The sequence below is a fragment of the Comamonas sp. C24C genome (assembly GCF_053345995.1).
On record NZ_JBKFBC010000009.1, the window covers coordinates 231,927 to 253,958 of the forward strand.

The 22,032-nt window shown below is 60.8% G+C and carries 16 protein-coding genes; 11 read left to right on the forward strand and 5 right to left on the reverse strand.

Annotated features, from left to right (window positions below; all coding sequences use genetic code 11):
- Positions 1–18: 18 nt before the first annotated feature.
- Entirely contained in the window at positions 19–426 is a 408-nt protein-coding gene (locus ACLBXN_RS17525) for a YkgJ family cysteine cluster protein (protein WP_291594405.1), read from the reverse strand.
- Between the two features lie 156 nt (positions 427–582).
- Here ACLBXN_RS17525 and ACLBXN_RS17530 point away from each other — a divergent pair, with 156 nt between their 5' ends.
- From ACLBXN_RS17530 to ACLBXN_RS17555, 6 genes are all read left to right on the forward strand, one after another.
- Positions 583–1,200, forward strand: coding sequence for a glutathione S-transferase family protein (locus tag ACLBXN_RS17530; protein WP_447612973.1), 618 nt, complete (start codon positions 583–585; stop codon positions 1,198–1,200).
- 207 nt (positions 1,201–1,407) lie between these two features.
- Complete coding sequence (locus ACLBXN_RS17535; RefSeq protein ID WP_447612974.1) at positions 1,408–3,270, forward strand: type I restriction-modification system subunit M; 1,863 nt, start codon at positions 1,408–1,410, stop codon at positions 3,268–3,270.
- Positions 3,267–4,604 carry a restriction endonuclease subunit S gene (locus ACLBXN_RS17540; protein ID WP_447612975.1) on the forward strand — a complete coding sequence of 446 codons (1,338 nt, stop codon included), beginning with the start codon at positions 3,267–3,269 and terminating at the stop codon, positions 4,602–4,604. The genes ACLBXN_RS17535 and ACLBXN_RS17540 overlap by 4 nt, the downstream gene beginning before the upstream one ends.
- A complete protein-coding gene (locus ACLBXN_RS17545) occupies positions 4,601–5,533 on the forward strand; it encodes a DUF5655 domain-containing protein (RefSeq protein ID WP_447612976.1) in 933 nt (310 codons plus the stop codon). Before ACLBXN_RS17540 ends, ACLBXN_RS17545 begins: the two co-directional genes overlap by 4 nt.
- Positions 5,534–5,589: 56 nt before the next feature.
- Positions 5,590–5,973 carry a YggL 50S ribosome-binding family protein gene (locus ACLBXN_RS17550; protein WP_447612977.1) on the forward strand — a complete coding sequence of 128 codons (384 nt, stop codon included), beginning with the start codon at positions 5,590–5,592 and terminating at the stop codon, positions 5,971–5,973.
- 72 nt (positions 5,974–6,045) lie between these two features.
- The gene (locus ACLBXN_RS17555; protein WP_447612978.1) at positions 6,046–9,156 is read left to right on the forward strand and encodes a type I restriction endonuclease subunit R; all 3,111 of its coding nucleotides are present in this window, start codon (positions 6,046–6,048) and stop codon (positions 9,154–9,156) included.
- Positions 9,157–9,222: 66 nt separating this feature from the next.
- Here the strand turns inward: ACLBXN_RS17555 and gyrB are convergent, their stop codons facing one another.
- From gyrB to dnaA, 3 genes are all read right to left on the reverse strand, one after another.
- Positions 9,223–11,790 (reverse strand): DNA topoisomerase (ATP-hydrolyzing) subunit B, encoded by a 2,568-nt coding sequence (gene gyrB / locus ACLBXN_RS17560; RefSeq protein ID WP_447612979.1) that lies wholly within the window; start codon positions 11,788–11,790, stop codon positions 9,223–9,225.
- 148 nt (positions 11,791–11,938) lie between these two features.
- Positions 11,939–13,060 (reverse strand): DNA polymerase III subunit beta, encoded by a 1,122-nt coding sequence (gene dnaN, locus ACLBXN_RS17565; RefSeq protein ID WP_003064798.1) that lies wholly within the window; start codon positions 13,058–13,060, stop codon positions 11,939–11,941.
- Positions 13,061–13,191: 131 nt separating this feature from the next.
- Positions 13,192–14,598: a chromosomal replication initiator protein DnaA gene (gene dnaA, locus ACLBXN_RS17570; RefSeq protein WP_447612980.1), complete on the reverse strand. Its 1,407-nt coding sequence runs from the start codon at positions 14,596–14,598 to the stop codon at positions 13,192–13,194.
- 516 nt (positions 14,599–15,114) lie between these two features.
- Here dnaA and rpmH point away from each other — a divergent pair.
- From rpmH to yidC, 4 genes are all read left to right on the forward strand, one after another.
- Entirely contained in the window at positions 15,115–15,249 is a 135-nt protein-coding gene (gene rpmH, locus ACLBXN_RS17575) for a 50S ribosomal protein L34 (RefSeq protein ID WP_003060014.1), read from the forward strand.
- A 64-nt stretch (positions 15,250–15,313) separates the two neighbouring features.
- Positions 15,314–15,871, forward strand: a complete 558-nt coding sequence (locus ACLBXN_RS17580; protein WP_407714688.1) for a ribonuclease P protein component — start codon at positions 15,314–15,316, stop codon at positions 15,869–15,871.
- Positions 15,868–16,167 carry a membrane protein insertion efficiency factor YidD gene (gene yidD, locus ACLBXN_RS17585; RefSeq protein WP_003060017.1) on the forward strand — a complete coding sequence of 100 codons (300 nt, stop codon included), beginning with the start codon at positions 15,868–15,870 and terminating at the stop codon, positions 16,165–16,167. The genes ACLBXN_RS17580 and yidD overlap by 4 nt, the downstream gene beginning before the upstream one ends.
- Positions 16,164–17,876: a membrane protein insertase YidC gene (yidC, locus tag ACLBXN_RS17590; RefSeq protein ID WP_019042631.1), complete on the forward strand. Its 1,713-nt coding sequence runs from the start codon at positions 16,164–16,166 to the stop codon at positions 17,874–17,876. The genes yidD and yidC overlap by 4 nt, the downstream gene beginning before the upstream one ends.
- A gap of 89 nt (positions 17,877–17,965) precedes the next feature.
- Here the strand turns inward: yidC and mnmE are convergent, their stop codons facing one another.
- Entirely contained in the window at positions 17,966–19,393 is a 1,428-nt protein-coding gene (gene mnmE, locus ACLBXN_RS17595) for a tRNA uridine-5-carboxymethylaminomethyl(34) synthesis GTPase MnmE (RefSeq protein ID WP_447612981.1), read from the reverse strand.
- A gap of 281 nt (positions 19,394–19,674) precedes the next feature.
- Between mnmE and ACLBXN_RS17600 the strand changes: the two genes are divergently transcribed.
- Positions 19,675–21,984, forward strand: a complete 2,310-nt coding sequence (locus ACLBXN_RS17600) for an NADP-dependent malic enzyme (protein WP_447612982.1) — start codon at positions 19,675–19,677, stop codon at positions 21,982–21,984.
- Positions 21,985–22,032 lie beyond the last annotated feature (48 nt).

Below are 22,032 nucleotides of genomic sequence, written 5' to 3' on the forward strand. Positions count from 1 at the left end.
ACTGCCGCGACGACGCTTTCAGATCTGCGAAAGCGCCTTGTTGCCATAGGCACAGAACCCTGGTTTGGGTCCTTTCTTGGGATGCAGTCTGCAGGTCTCCGGGCGCTTTTCATAGACCGTGCAACGGCGCGTGTTCTTGTCCAGAAAATTGCAGTCTCCGCCTGCTCTGCGGGCCATGGTGAAGATCTCGTGCTTGGGGTTGAAGTGGTCGATCAGGCGCATCTTCAGCAGCCGCCTGGCGATCAGCTTGGGCTCGATGTTCTCGACCTCGAACGGGTCCACCAGCTCCAGGCGCACCAGATCCGGCAGGCGTACCTCCAGCGGCATGGTGCAGCAATTGGCCGCGCAGCTGTCACACATGCCGGCCTTGTACTTGCTCCAGGTTTCCAGGCGGTCGACGTCAACAATGCGGATGGAGGATTTCATTTCGGGTGGGGCACTTCTGGGAGAAGCGCGATGCTGCCATGAGATGTCGATGTCTGCCTTGCGCCATTGCTATGAGCAGACCCGGTTCATGGGATTGAGCGGGCTGCAGGGAAGCCTACACTGCACAGGCACATCACCATCCATGGGAGAACGATTTTGGCAAGCCAAACCACGCTTTACTACGCAGCTGGCACCTGCGCGCAGGCCGTACTGATTGCGCTTTATGAGGCAGACGCCCAGTTCACGCTCAAGACGCTGAGCTTTGCCGACAACGAGCAGCGCAGCCCCGAATATCTGAGCATCAATCCCAAGGGCAGGGTGCCCGCGCTGGCCACGGAACGCGGCGTGCTGACCGAAACTCCCGCGCTGCTGCTGTATGTGGCGCAGACCTATCCGCAGGCAAGGCTGGCGCCGCTCCATGATCCCTTCGCGCTGGCGCAGATGCAGGAGTTCAATGCCTATCTGGCATCGACAGCGCACATCGCCCACGCCCACCGTCCGCGCGCCTCGCGCTGGGCCGACGACGAGGCTGCCCAGGCCGCCATGCGCGCCAAGGTGCCGCAGAACATGCGCGAATGCTTTGCCGTGATCGAACAGCACTATCTGGGCGACAAGACCTGGGTGATGGGCGAGCAATTCACCGTGGCCGACGGCTATCTCTACACCGTGGCGGGCTGGCTCAAGGGCGACGGCGTGGACATCGCCGAATTCCCGCGCGTGGCAGCCCATTTTGAGCGCGTGAAGGCCAGGGCATCGGTGCAGAGGCTGGGCTGACGGCATCTCAAATGCCGGACGTGAAGGGATAAGAACTATGCATGCTTGGTTCGTGTGATCGCTTGATGCGCCACAATGCAAAAGAGCCATAGGCGCTCTTCGCAGTAAGCGATAACCAGATGCAGCGACAAGGGCGTGGTATCCGGTTTTGACAACAAATTTTCAGACTGCCGCCCGCGCATTTATGTGCAGGCGGCAGTTGTGCATATGAATCATCAGGCTCTTTCCTCTTTTATCTGGTCCGTGGCGGACCTGCTGCGCGGCGACTACAAGCAGTCCGAGTACGGCCGCGTCATCCTTCCCTTCACCGTGCTGCGCCGCTTGGACTGCGTGCTCGCCGATACCAAGTCCGCCGTGCTGGCTGAGTACGCTGCCAAGAAGAACATGCCAGGGCATGAGCACTTTCTGCTGCGCAAAGCAGGGGGGCAGAGCTTCTACAACACCTCCGAGCTGGATCTGCCGCGCCTGCTTGGCGACCAGGACCACATCCGCCAGAACCTCTACGCCTACATCCAGGCGTTCTCGCCCTCGGCACGCGACATCTTCGAGCGCTTTGAATTCCACACCCAGATCGAGCGCCTGGCCAAGGCCAACCTGCTCTATCTGGTGACCGAGAAATTTGCCGGTATCGACCTGCACCCAAGCCGTGTGGACAACGCCAGCATGGGCGGGGTGTTCGAGGAGCTGATCCGCAAGTTCGCCGAAGTCTCCAACGAAACCGCCGGTGAGCACTTTACGCCGCGCGAGGTCATCCGCCTCATGGTGAACCTGCTGTTCATCGAGGACGACGATGTGCTCACACCCGGCAATGCCGTGGTGCGCACCATCTACGATCCCACGGCGGGCACGGGCGGCATGCTCTCCATCGCCGGAGAGCATCTGCTGGAGCACAACCCCCAGGCGCGCCTGACCCTGTTTGGCCAGGAGCTCAACGACGAGTCCTACGCCATCTGCAAGGCCGACATGCTCATCAAGGGCCAACCTGTGGAAAACATCGTTGCCGGCAACACCCTCAGCGATGACGGCCACGCGGGCCGCAAGTTCGACTACATGCTTTCCAACCCGCCATTCGGCGTGGAATGGAAAAAGGTCGAAAAGGCCGTGCGCACCGAGCACGAACAAAAGGGCTTTGATGGCCGCTTCGGCCCCGGCCTGCCGCGCGTGAGCGATGGCTCCATGCTGTTCCTCATGCACCTGCTGTCCAAGATGCGACCCGCCGCGGAAGGCGGCAGCCGCTTCGGTATCGTGCTCAACGGTTCGCCGCTGTTCACCGGCGGTGCGGGCAGCGGCGAGAGCGAAATCCGCCGCTACGTGCTGGAGAACGATCTGGTCGAGGCCATCATCGGCCTGCCCACCGACATGTTCTACAACACCGGCATTGCCACCTATGTATGGATACTCTCCAACCGCAAGGTGCAGGATCGCAAGGGCCATGTACAGCTGATCGATGCCAGCAGTTTCTGGCAGAAGATGCGCAAGAGCCTGGGCAGCAAGCGCAAGGAGATGGGCGACGCCCATATCGCCACCGTCACCCGCCTGTTCGGCGACTTCACCGAGGCTGAGATGGTCACCGTGCTCGACGCCCAGGGCCAGCCCCTGCGGGATGCAGAAGGCAAGCCTGTCGAGTCGCTGCTGGTCACCAACACCGACTCGCCGCCCAAGCCCCCTGAAGGCGGACGCCTCAAGCGCGTACCCATTGCGCGCATCTTCCGCAATGAGGAATTTGGCCACACCACTCTCACTGTCGAACGCCCGTTGCGTGATGAAAATGGCAATGTGGTGCTTGGCCTCAAGGGCAAGCAGAAAGGCAAGCCCCAGCCCGACAGCGCGCTGCGCGACACCGAGAACGTGCCGCTCACCGAAGACATCGCCGCTTACTTCGAGCGCGAAGTACTGCCGCATGCACCCGATGCATGGATCGACGAGGACAAGAGCAAGGTCGGCTACGAAATTCCGTTCAACCGCCATTTCTATGTCTTTGAGCCATCGCGCAGCCTGCATGCGATTGACGAGGAGCTGAAGGCTGTGTCGGCCAACATTGTGCGGATGCTGGGGGAGTTGGTGGAATGAGTTTGCCGAGGTATGCGGAGTACAAGAACAGTGGTCTGGAGTGGTTGGAAAAAATACCTGTCCACTGGGCGGTCATGCGTCTGCGTCAGGTTGCCAAGCTCAGCCCCTCCAAACAGGAAATCAGCCATGTTGATCGCACCACCGAGGTTTCATTTTTGCCCATGGAGGCCATTGGTGACGACGGCTCACTCAACCTAGAACGCATGCGTCCCATTGGAGAGGTCGAAACAGGCTACACGTACTTCCGCGAAGGGGATGTGAGCCTAGCCAAAATTACGCCCTGTTTTGAAAACGGAAAAGGTGCAATCATGAGCGGCCTAACGGGAGGCGCTGGCTTCGGCACTACGGAATTGATTGTGGCTCGTCCTAGAATGGAGCAAATCAGCAGCACGTATTTACACCGGCTATTTACTTCATGGCCATTCCGACGAATGGGCGAGGCTGCCATGTATGGCGCAGGTGGTCAAAAGCGTGTTCCCGACAATTTCGTGAGAAATTTTGCTATAGGCATTCCCCCTCTGGAGGAGCAGGCCGCTATCACGATCTTCCTCGACCGCGAAACCGCCAAAATTGCCGCGCTGATTGCCGACCAGGAAAAACTCATTGCCCTGCTGGCCGAAAAGCGCCAGGCCACCATCTCCCACGCCGTCACCAAAGGACTTGACCCCGATGTCCCGATGAAGGATTCCGGCGTGGCGTGGCTGGGAATGGTGCCAGCCCATTGGGGTGTGGTTCGCGTCAAAGACGTTACCCGACTGGAAAGCGGTCATACGCCCTCCAAGCAATTTCCTGAATACTGGGAAAATTGTGAAATACCCTGGGTATCGTTGAACGACTCCAAATTCTTGGCGGCTAACGACTACATCTCTGATACGGCGGTTAGGATTAACGAGCTTGGATTGGCCAACTCTTCGGCACGGATGTTGCCAGCAGGCACCGTCGTTTTTACACGCGATGCCACCATAGGCTTGGCTTCAATTACTACCTTGCCAATGGCAGTTTCCCAGCATCTCATTGCCTGGTGTCCGTCGGGACGCATCTTACTTCGAATCTTCAATGCAATGAAGCCGCATCTTGATTCATATACCTTTGGCGCAACCATAAAGACTATCGGCATGGCTGACGTGAAGAAGCTCGTGACGACAGTTCCTCCTCTAGAGGAGCAAATTGCGATCACAAAATTCATTGAATCAGAGCTTGTGAAACTCGCTTCACTTACAGAAAACGCACAACGCGCAGTCGCCCTCCTCAAAGAGCGCCGCTCCGCCCTCATCACCGCCGCTGTCACCGGCCAGATCGACGTCCGCCACCTGGTTCAAGGAGGTCCAGCATGAGCGACATCCAGCTTTTCCGGCTCCAGAACAACACCGCCACCGAGCTGGCTGCCACCGCAGTGGCACTGGAGCGCAATCTGCAGACGCTGATCGAAGGCCAGATGGAAACCTTCCTGGGCGTGCGTTTTCTGGCGACGGAATACGCCACCGGCAAGACGCATCGCGGCCGCATCGACTCGCTGGGGCTGGACGAGAACAATTGCCCCGTCATCGTCGAATACAAGCGGCACAGCAACGAGAATGTCATCAACCAAGGGCTGTTCTATCTGGACTGGCTGCTTGACCACAAGGCCGAGTTTCGCTGGCTGGTGATGGAAAAGCTGGGCAAGGAGGTGGCCGACAGCGTGGAATGGTCGGGCACCCGATTGCTGTGCATAGCGGCGGATTTCACCCGCTATGACCAGCACGCGGTGCAGCAGATTCCGCGCAATATCGAGCTGATCCGCTACAAGCGGTTTGGCGAGGATCTGCTGTTGCTGGAACTGGTGAATACGCAGACGGTGGCCGATTCCAGTACGGAGTCGGCCAAGCCCTCGCCAGTGGATACCGGCCCTGCTGCCACCAAGCCGCAGGGCAAGGACAAGAGCTTTGCCGAGCAATTGGAGGGCGCGGCGCCGGATATCCAGGCGCTGTATGCCGACCTGCGTTCGTTCGTATATGCGCAAGGTGACGATGTGGCCGAAAAACAGCTCAAGCTGTATGTGGCCTTCCGTAAGCTCAAGAACTTTGCCAGCGTGGTGATGTACCCCAACAAGATGCTGGTGATGCTGAAGCTGAACCCCGACACGGTGGCGCAGGAAGAGGGCTTCAGCCGTGACGTGCGGCAGATTGGCCATTGGGGCACGGGCGATCTGGAGCTGTGTCTGCGCAATACCCAGGATCTGGAGCGCGCCAAGCCCCTGTTGGAACGTGCCTACCAGGAAGGCTGAGCAGCGTGTTGCTGCGTCACTTCCTCAAACAAGCTAGTTGATATCTGAGAGACACCATGATCCAACCACCATCGCAACGGCAATTGGCCCGCTGGAACAGCCGCCAACGCAAGAAGCACCATGCGGGAGAGTTTCAGGAGCTTGGTTTTGCTTTTCGGCTGGGCTTGGCGCAGCCGCTGGACCAGGCGCAGCTGGATGTCTTTATGGATGCAGCCATCGATATGTTTGAAGCCCATGGGCTGGAGGTCGGTGGTGGCTGGGCTTCCCAGTCTGCGAGCGGATTTGTCTCGGCTGCCAAGGGCTCTGTGACCGAACCGCAGCGTGCGGCGGTTCTGGCGTGGCTGCAGGCCTGGCCCGGAGTGGCCCAGGTCCGCGTGGGCGAACTGCAGGATGCCTGGTACGGCGAGTTTGACGATTGGGACGAAGACCGCGCAGGCTGAAGTTTCAGCCAAATTGGCCTTTTCCCCTTTCCTGTCAAGCGCAGACAGCTATCAAAATAAAGAGAGACTTGCATGGCCCTTCACCAGGAAATCCACTTCGAGCAAGAGATTTGCGACCACCTGGCCGCGCATGGCTGGCTGTATGCCGAGGACGATGCAGCGTTGTTCGACCGTACGCACGGTCTGTTCATGCCTGACCTGCTGGCTTGGGTGGAGGCCACGCAGCCTCAAAGCTGGCAGCGCCTGACCAAGACACACGGCGCGGCTCTGCCCAAGGTGCTGGCTGAGCGCGTGCGCAAAAGCCTTAACGAGCGCGGCACGCTGGATGTGTTGCGCCGGGGCGTGGAGATTCTGGGCCTGCAGTCACCGCTGGATCTGGCGCAGTTCAAGCCGGCACTGGCCCTGAATCCGGTCATCCAGCAGAAGTATGCGGAAAACCGGTTGCGTGTGGTTCGACAAGTCACCCATTCGCCAAATCATCCTAAGGATGAAATCGATCTGGTGCTGTTCCTGAACGGCATTGCCGTGGCGACGGCAGAACTGAAAAGCCACTTCACCCAGAGCGTGGACGACGCGGTAGACCAGTACCGCAAGGATCGGCTGCCCCACCCCAAAGTCGGCGTGGCAGAGCCTTTGCTGGCGTTTCCAGGTGGCGCACTGGTCCATTTTGCGGTGAGCCAGTCCGAGGTGATGATGACCACGCGGCTGAATGGGGCAGACACGGTGTTCCTGCCCTTCAACCGGGGCAATGCGGGTGGTGCCGGCAATGCGCCCAATCTCGATGGGTTTGCCACCTCGTATCTGTGGGAAGAAGTGTGGGAGTGCGAGAGCTGGCTGGACATCCTGCACCGCTATCTGATCGGCAAGCGTGACGACAAGAAGCAGTTGCAGGCGGTCATTTTTCCGCGCTACCACCAGTTGGATGCCACGCGCAAGCTCGTGGCAGACGTGAAAGCGCAGGGGGCGGGGCAGCGCTATCTGATCCAGCATTCGGCAGGCTCTGGCAAGACCAATTCCATTGCCTGGACCGCGCACTTTCTGGCTGATCTGCATGACGAGCAGCACCACAAGGTGTTCGACAGCGTGTTGGTCGTCAGTGATCGCACGGTGCTGGATGCGCAGTTGCGCGAGGCCATCTTTGACTTTGAGCGCACCCATGGCGTGGTGGCCAGCATCACCAACGAGCATGGCAGCAAGAGTGCTGCGCTCAAGGAGGCGCTGAACGCGGGCAAGAAGATCATCGTCTGCACGATCCAGACCTTCCCCGCCGCCATGAGTGCGGCGCAGGAACTGGCTGCCACCGAAGGCAAGCGTTTTGCGGTGATTGCAGACGAGGCTCACAGCTCGCAAACGGGCGAGGCGGCCTCCAAGCTCAAGCAGATGCTTTCGGCACAGGAGTGGGCCGAGTTGCAGGATGGCGGCGAGGTGGATACCGAAGCCCTGTTGGCGGCGCAGATGGAGGCCAAGGCGGGGGCCCTGGGCTTGACTTATGTGGCCTTCACCGCCACGCCCAAGGGCAAGACGCTGGAGCTGTTTGGTCGCAAGGGCGAGGATGGCAAGCCGTTGCCGTTCCATGTGTATTCCATGCGCCAGGCCATTGAGGAAGGCTTCATCCTTGATGTGCTGCAGAACTACACGAGCTACCAGATGGCGTTCAAGCTGGCGCATAACGGCCAGGAATGGAACGACAAGGAGGTGGAGCGCAGCACGGCGATGAAGGGGCTGATGCAGTGGGTGCGCCTGCACCCGTACAACATTGCCAGCAAGGTGCAGATTCTGGTGGAGCACTACCGTGAGAACGTGCAGCCTTTGCTGGACGGCAAGGCCAAGGCGATGGTGGTCGTGGGCAGTCGCAAGGAAGCTGTGCGTTGGCAGAAGGCGATCCGTGACTATATCCACCGCCAGGGCTATTCGCTGGGCGTGCTGGTGGCATTTTCCGGCGAAGTTAATGATCCCGAGAGTTTCGATGGTGCCGTCACCGAGAACAGCAAGGAGTTGAACCCCGATCTGCGCGGCCGGGATATCAGGGAGGTGTTCAAGGAGCCCGATTACCACCTGCTGCTGGTTGCCAACAAGTTCCAGACCGGTTTTGACCAGCCGCTGCTGTGCGGCATGTATGTGGACAAGATGCTGGGTGGCATCCAGGCGGTGCAGACGCTCTCGCGCCTGAACCGTGCCTATCCGGGCAAGGACACGACCTACGTGCTCGATTTCGTCAATGAGCCTGCCGAGATCCTCAAGGCCTTCAAGATGTATTACGAGACGGCCGAGCTGGAGGCTGTGACCGATCCGCATCTGGTCTATGACCTGCGTGCCAAACTCGATGCAGCGGGCTGCTACGACGATTTCGAGGTGGAGCGTGTGGTGGCGGTTGAATTGGATCCCGGCGGCACGCAAAAGCAATTGGAAGCGGCGATAGCGCCAGTCGCCGATCGGCTGCTCAAGCGCTACAGCGCCGCCAGGGCAGCTAAAGAAGCCGCAGATGCACAGCAGGACGAGAAGGCAAGCCAGACGGCCAAGGATCAGATGGACGCCCTTGCACTGTTCAAGAACGACATGGGCGCTTATGTGCGCCTGTACGCCTTTCTCTCTCAGATCTTTGACTACGGTAATACCGATATCGAGAAGCGCTTTATCTTCTACAAGCGTTTGACTCCATTGCTGGCCTTTGGCCGCGAGCGCGACACGGTGGATCTCAGCAAGGTCAAGCTCACGCATCACACGCTCAAGAGGCAGGCCAAGCAGTCGATGAGCCTGAACCAGGACGGCACCTACAAGCTTCAGCCCATGGATGCAGTGGGCAGCGGATCGGTGCAGGAAAAGGAAAAAGCCTATTTGGTTGAGATCATCAAGAAAGTGAATGGCCTGTTCGAGGGTGAACTGACCGATGGCGACCAGCTTCTGTATGTAGATGGCGTGCTCAAGGGCAAGTTGCTGGAAGACCAGACACTGATCCAGCAGTCCGGCAGCAACAGCAAGGAGCAGTTCAACAGCTCACCGGATCTGCGCAATTCGCTGCGCAACGCCATCATGGAAGCGTGGGATGCGCATCAGACCATGAGTAGCCAGGCGCTGAGTTCGGAGCGGGTTTTTGAGGGAGTGCTGGACACCTTGCTGGGGCCTGGGCAGCTTTATGAAATGCTGCGGGTAAAGTCTCTGCAAGGTATGCAGGCGAGAGGTTGAAGCCTGAATTGCCCATAAAAAATGCCAGCAAAATTCTGGCATTTTTTATGGGGCGGTACTTGGGGCTTACACGTCGATATTCCCCGCACGCAACGCGTTGTCTTCGATGAAGTTGCGGCGCGGCTCGACCTCGTCGCCCATGAGCATGGTGAAGACGCGGTCGGCCTCGATGGCGTCGCCGATCTTGACCTGCAGCAGGCTGCGGACATTGGGGTCCATGGTGGTTTCCCACAGCTGCTCGGGGTTCATTTCACCCAGACCCTTGTAGCGCTGGCGGCCCGTGGTGCGCTCGGCTTCGGAGATCAGCCAGGCCATGGCCTGACGGAAGTCGCCGACCTTCTCGGTCTTGGCCTTCTCGCCTTCGCCACGCGTGACCTTGGCGCCTTCGCTCAGCAGGCCGACGAAGTTCTGCGCTTCGTCGGACAGGGCCGCGTAGTCATGGCTGCGCACGAACTCCTGGGTCAGGATGGAGCTCTTGATGTTGCCGTGGTGATGGCGGCTGATGCGCAGGATGGGGTGCTCGCTGTTGGGGTCGATCTCGGCCGTCACATCGGCGGGCACGCCGGTGGTGGTCAGCTCGCGCAGCTTGGCTTCCAGAATCGGCGCGCACTCCTGGGCTTCTTCAATGGTGTCGAGCTTGATCTGAACGCCGTCGGCAATGGCGCGCAGGGCTTCGGCATCCATGAAGTTGGACAGGCGCTCGATGACGGTTTCGGCGGCCAGGTGCATGTTGGCCAGCTTGGACAGCTCTTCGCCCTCGACGGTGCGCGGATTGTCGCCGCCGGTGTTCACGCTGGCGTGGTTCAGCGCGATCTTGAGCAGGTATTTGTTGAGGGCCGGGCCGTCCTTGAGGTAGAGCTCTTCCTTGCCGTTCTTGACCTTGTACAGCGGCGGCTGGGCGATGTAGATATGGCCGCGCTCGACCAGGTCGGGCATCTGGCGGTAGAAGAAGGTCAGCAGCAGGGTTCGGATGTGGGCGCCGTCCACGTCCGCGTCGGTCATGATGATGATGCGGTGGTAGCGCAGCTTGTCGGGGTTGTAGTCGTCGCTGCTGCTCTTGCCCGAGTCTTCGCTGACCTTGCCGATGCCGGTGCCCAGGGCCGTGATCAGGGTGATGATTTCCTGGCTGGACAGCAGCTTTTCGTAGCGGGCCTTTTCCACGTTCAGGATCTTGCCGCGCAGCGGCAGGATGGCCTGGAACTTGCGATCGCGACCCTGCTTGGCGGAGCCGCCGGCGGAGTCACCCTCGACGATGTAGATTTCGCACAGCGCAGGATCTTTTTCCTGGCAATCGGCTAGCTTGCCGGGCAGGCCCATGCCGTCGAGCACGCCCTTGCGGCGCGTCATTTCGCGGGCCTTGCGGGCGGCTTCGCGGGCGCGGGCGGCTTCGACAATCTTGTTGCAGAGAATCTTGGCGTCGTTGGGCTTTTCTTCGAGGAATTCGGCGAGCAGCTTGCCGACAATGTCTTCCACGGGCGCACGGACTTCGGAGCTGACCAGCTTGTCTTTGGTCTGGCTGGAGAACTTGGGCTCGGGCACCTTCACGCTGAGCACGCAGCACAGGCCTTCACGCATGTCGTCGCCGGTGACTTCGACCTTGGCCTTCTTGGCCAGTTCGTTGTCGGCGATGTATTTGCCGATGACGCGGGTCATGGCGGCGCGCAGGCCGGTCAGGTGGGTGCCGCCGTCACGCTGGGGAATGTTGTTGGTGAAGCACAGCACCTGCTCGGCATAGCTGTCGTTCCACTGCATGGCCACTTCGACGCCGATTTCGGTGCCGGGAATGCCGCCGTAGCTTTCGGCCGGGCGTGTGCCTTCGGCGTAGAAGGTCGTCGGGTGCAGGACCTTCTTGGTGCCGTTGATGAATTCCACAAAGCCCTTGACGCCGCCGGCGCCCGAGAAGTCGTCTTCCTTGCCATCGCGCTCGTCCTTCAAGCGGATGCGCACGCCGTTGTTCAGGAAGGACAGCTCGCGCAGGCGCTTGGCCAGGATTTCATAGCGGAACTCGAAGTTCTCCTTGAAGATTTCCTGGTCGGGCAGAAAGTGCACCTTGGTGCCGCGCTTGTCGCTGGGGCCGACCACGCGCATGGGCGAGACTTCGGTGCCGTCCACGACTTCGATCAGGCGGTTCTGCACAAAGCCGCGCGAGAAGTCGATTTCATGGCGCACGCCGTCGCGGCTGACGGTGAGCTTGAGCCAGATGGACAGTGCGTTCACGCAGGACACACCCACGCCGTGCAGACCGCCCGAGACCTTGTAGCTGTTCTGGTTGAATTTGCCGCCGGCGTGCAGCTCGGTCAGGGCGATTTCGGCAGCCGAGCGCTTGGGCTCGTGCTTGTCGTCCATCTTCACGCGCGTGGGAATGCCGCGGCCGTTGTCGATCACTGACAGCGAGCCGTCGGCATGGATGGTGACCAGAATGTCGTCGCAGTAGCCGGCCAGCGCTTCGTCGATGGAGTTGTCCACGACCTCGAAGACCAGGTGGTGCAGACCGGTGCCGTCCGAGGTGTCACCGATGTACATGCCCGGGCGCTTGCGCACGGCTTCCAGGCCTTCCAGGATCTGGATTGCGCCTTCGCCATAGCCGCCTGCATCTGCGGCGCTCTGGGTGTCTGGCTTGTTCTCTTCGGTCATGAAATTACCTTGCTGCTACAAGATCAGGAGCTGTTGGCGCCTGACCTGCATAACTTTCAAATAAATACTTGCCTGAAATCATTACAGGACGAGCGGTAGCTGCTCCTGTTATTTCAGGCAATGAAATGGCTGGCTGCGTTCGGTCCACTCAGATGCGCATGGGCATCACGACGTACTTGAAGCTTTCGTTCTCGGGGATGGTGACCAGTGCCGAGCTGTTGCCGTCCTGCAGATCGATCTTGACCATGTCCTGGCTCATATTGGTGAGCACGTCGATCAGATAGGTCACGTTGAAGCCGATCTCGATGGTGTCGCCACCGTAGTCGATATCGAGTTCGTCCATGGCCTCTTCCTGCTCGGCGTTGTTGGACGCCACGCGCAGCGTGCCGGGCTCGACCGAAAGGCGCACGCCCTTGAACTTGTCACTGGTCATGATGGCCGTGCGCTGCAGCGATGCCAGCAGCGGGGCGCGGCCCAGGGTCACGCTGTTGGTGTGGTTGCGCGGGATGACGCGGTTGTAGTCGGGGAACTTGCCTTCGACCAGCTTGGTCACGAACTCCATGCCGCCAAAGGTGAACTTGGCCTGGTTGTTGGCAAACTGCATCTCGATGACGGGCTGGTTCTCGCCGCTGGCGTCCGACAGCAGGCGCTGCAGCTCCAGCACGGTCTTGCGCGGCAGAATCACTTCCTGCTTGATGGGCACTTCCACGTCCAGCGTGGCGCTGGCCCAGGCCAGGCGGTGGCCGTCGGTGGCCACCAGGCTCAGGGTGTTGCCCTCGGCGACGAACAGAATGCCGTTCAGGTAGTAACGGATGTCCTGCACGGCCATGGCAAAGGAGACCTGACCCAGCAGGTCCTTGAGCACCTTCTGCGGCACGCTGAAGGCGGGGCCGAAGGCGGCCGATTCCTGCACCAGCGGGAAGTCTTCGGCGGGCAGGGTCTGCAGCGTGAAGCGGCTCTTGCCGCCCTTGAGGATCATCTTGGATTGCTGCGTCTCCAGGCTCACGGTCTGGTCGCCGGGCATGGTCTTCAGGATGTCGATCAGCTTGCGGGCACCGATGGTGGTGGTGAAGTCGCCGGCGTCGCCGCCCAGCTCGGCCGTGGTGCGGATCTGGATTTCCAGGTCGCTGGTTGTCAGCTGCAGCGCATTGCCCGTCTTCTTGATCAGCACATTGGCCAGAATGGGCAGCGTGTGGCGGCGCTCGACAATGCCGGCCACCGATTGCAGGACCGCGAGAACTTTGTCTTGTGTGGCTTTCAGGACGATCATGTCAACCTCAGTGATTTAAATGCGCATTTGTTTTGACGCGGCGGCATCCGCAGGGCGATGCGGACGCTCCCTCATGCCGCGTGAATTCCCCATTTTGCCCTGTGTGAGTGACATTCATGGGGGAGTTTTCATCAACCTTTGAGCGTTTGTTCCAGCACATGCAGCTGCTGGTTCAACTCGGTGTTGGTCTGGCGCTCGCCCGCGATCTTGCGTACGGCGTGCAGCACGGTGGTGTGGTCGCGGCCGCCGAACAGCTCGCCGATCTCGGGCAGGCTTTTCTGCGTCAGCTCCTTGGCCAGGTACATGGCAATCTGGCGCGGCCGGGCAATGCTGGCCGGGCGCTTCTTGCTGTACATGTCGGCGACCTTGATCTTGTAGTAATCAGCCACCGTCTTCTGGATGTTTTCCACAGAGATCTGGCGGTTCTGAATGCTGAGCAGGTCGCGCAGTGCCTCGCGGGCCAGCTGGATCGACACTTCCTTCTGGTTGAAGCGCGAATAGGCCAGGATCTTGCGCAGCGCGCCTTCGAGCTCACGCACGTTGGAGCGCACGTTCTTGGCCACGAAGAAGGCGACTTCCTCGGGCATGTCGGCGTACTCGGCACGGGCCTTGTTGATCAGAATCGCCACGCGCATTTCCAGCTCGGGCGGCTCGATGGCCACCGTCAGGCCGGAGTCGAAGCGCGAGACCAGGCGCTCGTGAATATTGGCCAGACCCTTGGGATAGGTGTCGGACGTCATCACGATATGGCTCTTCTTGGCCAGCAGGGCCTCGAAGGCGTTGAAGAACTCTTCCTGCGTGCGGTCCTTGTTGGCGAAGAACTGCACATCGTCGATCAGCAGCAGATCGAGCGAGTGGTAGCGCTCCTTGAACTCGTCAAAGGTGCGGCGCTGGTAGGCCTTGACCACATCCGAGACGAACTGCTCGGCATGGATGTAGAGAATCTTGGCGTCGGGCTTGTCCTTGAGCAGCTGGTTACCCACAGCATGCACCAGGTGGGTCTTACCGAGGCCGACACCGCCGTAGATGAACAGCGGGTTGTAGAGGTGACCGGGCGAGCCAGCCACATGCATGGCGGCCGAGCGCGCCATGCGGTTGGCCGTACCTTCGACCAGCGTCTCGAAGGTGAGAGCCGGGTTCAGGCGGGTGCGGAAAACCGGCGCACTGGCCTCTTCGCTGGTGACGGTGGGCACGGCGACATTGAGCGTCTGCGCCGCTGTCTGCTGCGTTGCAGATGGTGGGCGTACGTAAGTACGTACAACGCTTTCACGCTGAGCAAGTGCTAACTCAAGGGTGACCGGCTGGCCGTAGAGCGACTCCAGCATGGCCGAGATGCGGCCTGCATACTGGGCACGGATCCAGTCCAGCTTGAAGCGGTTGGCCACATAGACGGTGACCTTGGAAAAATCTTCTGCAACGAGTGCCGTCAGCGGCTTGATCCAGGTGTTGAATTGCTGCTCCGGCAGCTCCTGACCCAGTTGCTCAACGCAGACCTGCCACAGGGCCTGGCCTGCATCATTGGTTGGTTCCTCTGTCATTGTCAAAAGTCTAATTGTGGATAGGAGGAACAGTTGCGGGGTTGGTATTGTAGCTTTTGCGGAAGTTATCCACAAAATATCAGAAGGCTGTCCCCGACTCCAGTGCGTAATAGGCTGCACATCCTAATAGATTAGGCAGCCTGCGGTTTGTAAAGAATCTCCGACCTCGGCGCAGGCTTGACGGTATCCTCATGAGTCCATAGCAAATTCAAGGGTCATTGCATCAAAAGCGCAACGCTGTGATAATCCCCGGTTTCCCTGAATGTGTTCAGGGTGATATGAGCCGGGCGCCTTTTTTGTGCGCGCGCGCCCAGCTGCTTTAGAACATGCGCAACATGTTCCCGGGCGCTGTGGCGGGTGCTTTGTTCCGTTTGTTGCCTTCTGGTCCGATGACATGCTCGGCATGTGAAAAAATATCGGGTTTGGCGGTGACAGTGTGCGGCGCAAAACCGGAATGGTCGGGCGCAAACATGGCGCCTTGCCGACGCAAATACTGAACCTTCTCAAGGAACCAACATGAAACGTACTTACCAACCTTCCAAGATCCGCCGCGCCCGTACCCACGGTTTCCTGGTCCGCATGAAGACCAAGGGTGGCCGTGCCGTGATCAACGCACGTCGCGCCAAGGGCCGCAAGCGTCTGGCCGTCTAAGGCCGGCGTTGGCTAGCGGTCTGCTCCTTCGCTGCGCTGAAGGCCTCTGAACGGAGGCTCTCCTATGCAAAGGCTGAAAACGCGTCCGCAATTCCAGGCCACCATGTCCGCGGGCACCATTGCCCGTACCCCGCACTTCGCCCTGCACCGCATGGAGCTGGTGGCCGAGGTTGCCGACATGGTTGCCAACCCCAGGACAGGGCCCGGATCGAGCGATCCGCAGGCCCTGTTTGGCATTGGTGCCGTGCGCAAGCAGGCCTGGCTGGGTGCCATGGTGCCCAAGCGCTGGGCGCGACGCTCGGTCACGCGCCACACCATCAAGCGCCAGATCTATGCGGTGTCCTCGGAGTACGAGGATGCCCTGCTGTGTGCTTCCTATGTGGTGCGCCTGCGCTCGGGGTTTGACCGTAAGCAATTCGTCAGTGCAACCTCGGACCAGCTCAAGGCAGCGGTCCGCAAGGAACTGCAACAGCTTTTTGCGACCGGGGCGCGCCGCCTGACGCAGGCCCGTCAGGCCGCCGCGGCGGAGGTGGGTTTGAAGGAAAATTCGCCTCAAGCCCTTGATGGAAAAACGCAAGAAGCTACTGATTCAATAGCAAATCAGCCGGAGAACCAGCCATGATGCAGCGACTGCTCATGGCTGTGGTGCGTGGCTACAGGCTGCTGCTCAGTCCCTGGCTGGGGTCGGCCTGTCGCTTCGAGCCGACCTGCTCGGCCTATTCCCTTCAAGCGCTGGAGCAACACGGCGCTGCGGTAGGCTCTTATCTGACGGTGCGCCGGCTGGCGCGCTGTCATCCGTGGTGTGACGGAGGGCATGATCCCGTGCCACAGCAAAAGCCCAGGCTGTTTTCCTTTCTGGACAATGCCTCGGACTCTTCCGCGACCACCCAACCTTCCTCACCTAAGAAGTCTTCATGAACGATATTCGCCGCACCATACTGTGGGTGATATTTGGCTTTTCCATGGTTTTGCTCTGGGACAAGTGGCAAATCCATAACGGCAAAAAGCCCACCTTCTTCCCATCGCCGCAGACGGTCAGTGCACCTGCTGCGGCCGATGCCAAGCCTGCCGATGTCAGCGTTCCCCAGCCCGCCGCAGCCGCTTCTGCCGGCGATGTGCCCGGTGCTGCCAATGCCGCAGGCCAGCCCGCAGCGGCCGTGACGCCCCGTCAGGACGTGACCGTGGGCAGCGATGTCATGCGTCTGACCTTCGACAGCGAAGGCGGCACGCTCAAGCATTCCGAGCTGCTCAAGTACTCCGACACCGCGGATGACAAGAAGCTCATGCAGGTGTTCGAGGAAAACGCCAAGCGCGTCTACCTGGGACAGACCGGCCTGATCGGCGGCAACTTCCCCACGCACAAGACTCCCATGACCGTGATGCCCGGCGAGCGCGAGCTCAAGGACGGTCAGGACAGCGTGCAAGTGCGCTTCGAGTCCGCCGACCAGGGTGGCGTGAAGCTGGTCAAGACCTTCACGCTCAAGCGCGGCTCCTATGCCGTCGATGTGCAGCACGATGTGGTCAACACCGGCTCGACCGCCGTGAACCCCCAGCTGTACATGCAACTGGTGCGCGACGGCAACAAGCCCGAGCATGAGTCCAGCTTCTATTCCACCTTCACCGGTCCTGCCGTCTATACCGACGCCAAGAAGTACCACAAGGTCGAGTTCAAGGACATCGAAAGCGGCAAGGCCGAGGTCGACAAGGCCTCTCCCAATGGCTTTGTGGCCATGGTGCAGCATTACTTCGCCAGCGCCTGGCTGCTGGCCGACGGCATCCAGCGCGACAACTTCGTGCGCAAGGTGGGCGACAACCTCTATGCCGTGGGCATGATCACGCCTGTGGGCACGGTGGAACCCGGCCAGACCAAGACCGTGAGCTCGCGCCTGTTCTCCGGCCCTCAGATCGAGCCTATGCTGGAAAAGCTCTCGCCCGGTCTGGAACTGGTCAAGGACTATGGCTGGCTGACGATTCTGGCCAAGCCGCTGTACTGGCTGCTGTCCGAGCTGCACAAGTTCATCGGCAACTGGGGCTGGTCCATCGTGGCGCTGGTGGTGCTGCTGAAGATCGCCTTCTACTGGCTCAACGCCAAGGCCTACTCCTCGATGGCCAAGATGAAGGCCATCAACCCCCGCATTCAGGAAATGCGCGAGCGTCTGAAGGACAAGCCCCAGCAGATGCAGCAGGAGATGATGCGCATCTACCGCGAGGAGAAGGTCAACCCCATGGGTGGCTGCCTGCCCATCATCATCCAGATCCCTGTCTTCATGGCTCTGTACTGGGTGCTGCAGTCCAGCGTGGAAATTCGCAACGCGCCCTGGATCGGCTGGATTCACGACCTTTCGGTGCCGGATCCCTTCTTCATCCTGCCGCTGCTGATGACTCTGTCCTCGCTGCTGCAGACCGCCCTGAACCCCGCTCCTCCTGACCCCATGCAGGCCAAGATGATGTGGATCATGCCGCTGATGTTCAGCGTGATGTTCTTCTTCTTCCCCTCGGGTCTGGTGCTGTACTGGCTGACGAACAACATTCTGTCGATCGCTCAGCAATGGATCATCAACAAGCGCATGGGCGTGCCGCCTCAGTTCAACCTGCCCAAGTTCGGCAAGGCTGCCGAAGGCAAGTAAGCACGGCGCCAGCGCCAGCCAAAACGCCACCTGAAAAGGTGGCGTTTTTTTATGCCCGCTCGAACAAGGCGGCGGGCCGGCCTGCTGCCTTACTTGCCGATGCAGAAGCTGGAGAAGATCACCCCCAGCAGGTCGTCGGAGCTGAATTCGCCGGTGATCGAGTTCAGCGACAGCTGGGCCAGGCGCAGCTCCTCGGCCAGCAGATCCAGATGTGCGGATTGCGCCGCCAACTGCGCGTCGGCCATCTCCAGGTGGGCATCCACGGCCTGCAGGGCCTCCACATGGCGGGCACGGGCCAGGTACAGGCCTTCGGGCGCGGATTGCCAGCCCGCCACCTCCAGCAGTCGCTTGCGCAGCGCGTCCAGGCCGTCGCCGGTACGCGCTGACAAGGCGATCTGCTGCGCATTCAGCTGGGCGGTGTGACGGCTCTGTACATCGGCAGCCGCCATATCGGTCTTGTTCCAGACATGGATGACAGGCACCTGGGCGGGCAGCCTGTCCTGCAGAGTGCGGGCGATATCGGCATCGGCCGCCGCATAGTCGGCCTGCTCCACGCGGGTCAGATCGTGCAGAAAGAGCACAGCATCGGCTGCTGCAATCTCGTCCCAGGCGCGTGCAATGCCGATACGCTCCACCTCGTCATCGCTGTCACGCAGGCCTGCGGTGTCGATCACATGCAGAGGCACGCCCTCGATCTGAATCGTCTGCTGCACCTTGTCGCGCGTGGTTCCGGCAATCGGGGTGACGATGGCCAGCTCGGCCCCCGCCAGTGCGTTGAGCAGCGAGCTTTTGCCCGCATTGGGCTGACCGGCAATCACCACCTTGATGCCTTCGCGCAAGAGCGCGCCCTGATGGGCGCGTGCCAGCACGGCAGTGACCTGGGCGCGCAGGCGCTCGAGTTGGCCAAAGGCATCGGCCTTTTGCAGAAAGTCGATTTCCTCCTCGGGGAAGTCCAGCGTGGCCTCCACCAGCATGCGCAGATGCACCAGGGCGTCGCGCAGCACATGGATTTCCTGCGAGAACGCGCCAGACAGAGAACGGCTGGCACTGCGCGCGGCGGCTTCGGTGCTGGCATCGATGAGGTCGGCAATCGCCTCGGCCTGGGCCAGGTCGATCTTGTCGTTGAGAAACGCGCGCTCGGTGAACTCGCCGGGCTGGGCCAGACGCAGCCCTGTCAGCACGGGCTTGCCGTCCTCGCCGCCGCTCTGGGCGGCTTCCAGGCAGCGCGCCAGCAGCAGCTGCAGCACCACGGGGCCGCCGTGGGCCTGCAGCTCCAGCACGTCCTCGCCCGTATAGCTGTGGGGGCCGGGAAAGTAGATGGCCAGACCGTGGTCTATGGGCGAGCCGCCTGCATCCCTGAAGGGCAGGTAAGTCGCTTCGCGCGGTTTCAGCTCCTTGCCGCAAAGCGTGTGCACCAGGGCCGCAAGACCTTTGCCGGAGACTCGCACAATGCCAACGGCTCCGCGCCCGGGGGCGGTGGCGATGGCGGCAATCGGGTCGTTGTGGCGGGGCAGCATGGGCAGAAGCTTTCAGAGAGGCAGGCAAACAAAGGTCAACAAGAATCATATCCCCGTGCCTCATGCATTATTTGCATAATGCTATGATTTAGTTTGCATTGTTATTGAACAGTCATGGCTGTTTGACCTTAAACGCCGAGCTGCAACCCCTCTTTTTTTGATAGCGCTCGGCCTACAATCCAAAATCCGATTTCATCGTCCGCAAGAACACAGGGGCCGGGTAATGTGCCCATAGAGAGTCCTTACTGCGGACGACTTACTTTGCGAGCTGGAGACCGCTGATGTCCGACACCAAGCCCATTACCTCGATTGATAAACGTGCGTTGCTGCGTCAGGCGGCACTGGAGTATCACGAGTTCCCCAAGCCCGGCAAGGTGGCCATCGCGGCAACCAAGCCCATGGCCAATCAGCATGATCTGGCGCTGGCCTACTCGCCCGGCGTGGCTGCGCCTTGCGAGGAAATCGTCAAGGACCCGGCTGCGGCCTTCAAATACACCAGCCGCGGCAACCTGGTGGGCGTGATCTCCAACGGCACGGCAGTGCTGGGCCTGGGCGACATCGGCGCGCTGGCCTCCAAGCCCGTGATGGAGGGCAAGGGCGTGCTGTTCAAGAAGTTCGCCGGCGTCGATGTGTTCGATATCGAAATCGACGAGAAGGACCCGCAAAAGCTGGTCGACGTGATTGCTGCGCTGGAGCCCACCTTCGGTGCCATCAACCTCGAAGACATCAAGGCGCCCGAGTGCTTCTTCGTGGAGCGCGAGCTGCGCAAGCGCATGAACATTCCCGTCTTCCACGACGACCAGCACGGCACGGCCATCACCGTGGCAGCGGCCATGGTCAATGCGCTCAAGGTCGCCGGCAAGAAGATCGAAGAGGTCAAGCTGGTGGCGTCGGGTGCCGGCGCCGCGGCGCTGGCCTGCCTGAACCTGCTGCTGGAAGTGGGTCTGAAGCGCGAGAATGTGTTCGTGACCGACATCGCCGGCGTGGTCTATGAGGGCCGTACCGAGCTGATGGATCCGGACAAGGCGATGTTTGCCCAGAAGACCGAGCTGCGCACGCTGGGCGAGGTGATCGAGGGCGCTGACGCCTTCCTGGGCCTGTCTGCCGGCAATGTGCTCAAGCAGGACATGGTCAGGAAGATGGCGGCCAGGCCCATCATCTTCGCGCTGGCCAACCCCAACCCTGAAATCATTCCCGAAGATGTGAAGGCGGTGCGCGACGACGCCATCATCGCCACGGGCCGCACGGACTACCCCAACCAGGTCAACAACGTCCTGTGCTTCCCCTATATCTTCCGTGGTGCGCTGGACTGCGGTGCGACCACCATCACCACCTCGATGGAGATCGCCTGCGTGCACGCGATTGCCGAGCTGGCTCAGGCCGAGCAGTCCGAAGAAGTGGCCGCCGCCTATGTGGGCGAGGTGCTGAGCTTCGGTCCCGAGTACCTGATTCCCAAGCCCTTCGATCCGCGCCTGATGCTGATCGTTGCGCCCGCCGTGGCGCAGGCTGCGGCCGAAGCCGGTGTGGCCAAGCGCCCCATCCAGGACATGGATGCCTACCGCGAGCATCTGAAGACCTTTGTCTACGCCTCCGGCACCATGATGAAGCCCATCGTGCATGCCGCCAAGAAGGCCGCCAAGAAGCGCGTGGCCTATGCCGAGGGTGAGGAAGAGCGCATCCTGCGTGCAGCCCAGATCGTGGTGGACGAACGCATTGCGCGCCCGACACTGATCGGCCGTCCCGCCATCATCGCCCAGCGCATCGAGAAGTTCGGCCTGCGCATGAAGGAGGGTACCGACTACGACGTGGTCAACGTCGAGCATGACGAGCGCTACCGCGACTTCTGGCAGAGCTATCACCGCATGACGGAGCGCAAGGGCATCACAGCGCCCATCGCCAAGATCGAAATGCGCCGTCGCCTGACGCTGATCGGCTCCATGCTGCTGCACAAGGGCGAGGTCGACGGCCTGATCTGCGGCACCTGGAACAACACCAATGTGCACCTGAACTACATCGATCAGGTCATCGGCAAGCGCAGCGGCGTGACCACCTATGCCTGCATGAACGGTCTGTTGCTGCCCGAGCGCCAGGTGTTTCTGGTCGACACCCACGTCAACTACGACCCCACGGCCGAGCAATTGGCCGAGATCACCATCATGGCCGCCGAGGAAATGATGCGCTTCGGCATCAAGCCCAAGGCTGCGCTGCTGAGCCACTCCAACTTCGGCTCCAGCAACCAGCCTAGCGCCATCAAGATGCGCCAGACCCTGGAGCTGTTGCGCGAGCAGGCGCCCTGGCTGGAAGTGGATGGCGAAATGCACGGCGATGTGGCTCTGGACGGCAAGGCCCGCGCCAAGCTCATGCCCAACAGCACGCTGCTGGGTGATGCCAACCTGCTGGTCTCCCCCAATATCGATGCAGCCAACATCAGCTACAACCTGCTCAAGCAGGCGGCCGGCGGCGGCATTGCCGTGGGCCCGGTGCTGCTGGGTGCGGCCAAGCCCGTGCATGTGCTGACGCCCAGCACCACGGTGCGCCGTATCGTGAACATGACGGCGCTGACCGTGGCCGACGCCAACGTCAGCCGTTAATTACGCGGCAAAAACAAAAGCCCGCCGTGCATGGAGCACGGCGGGCTT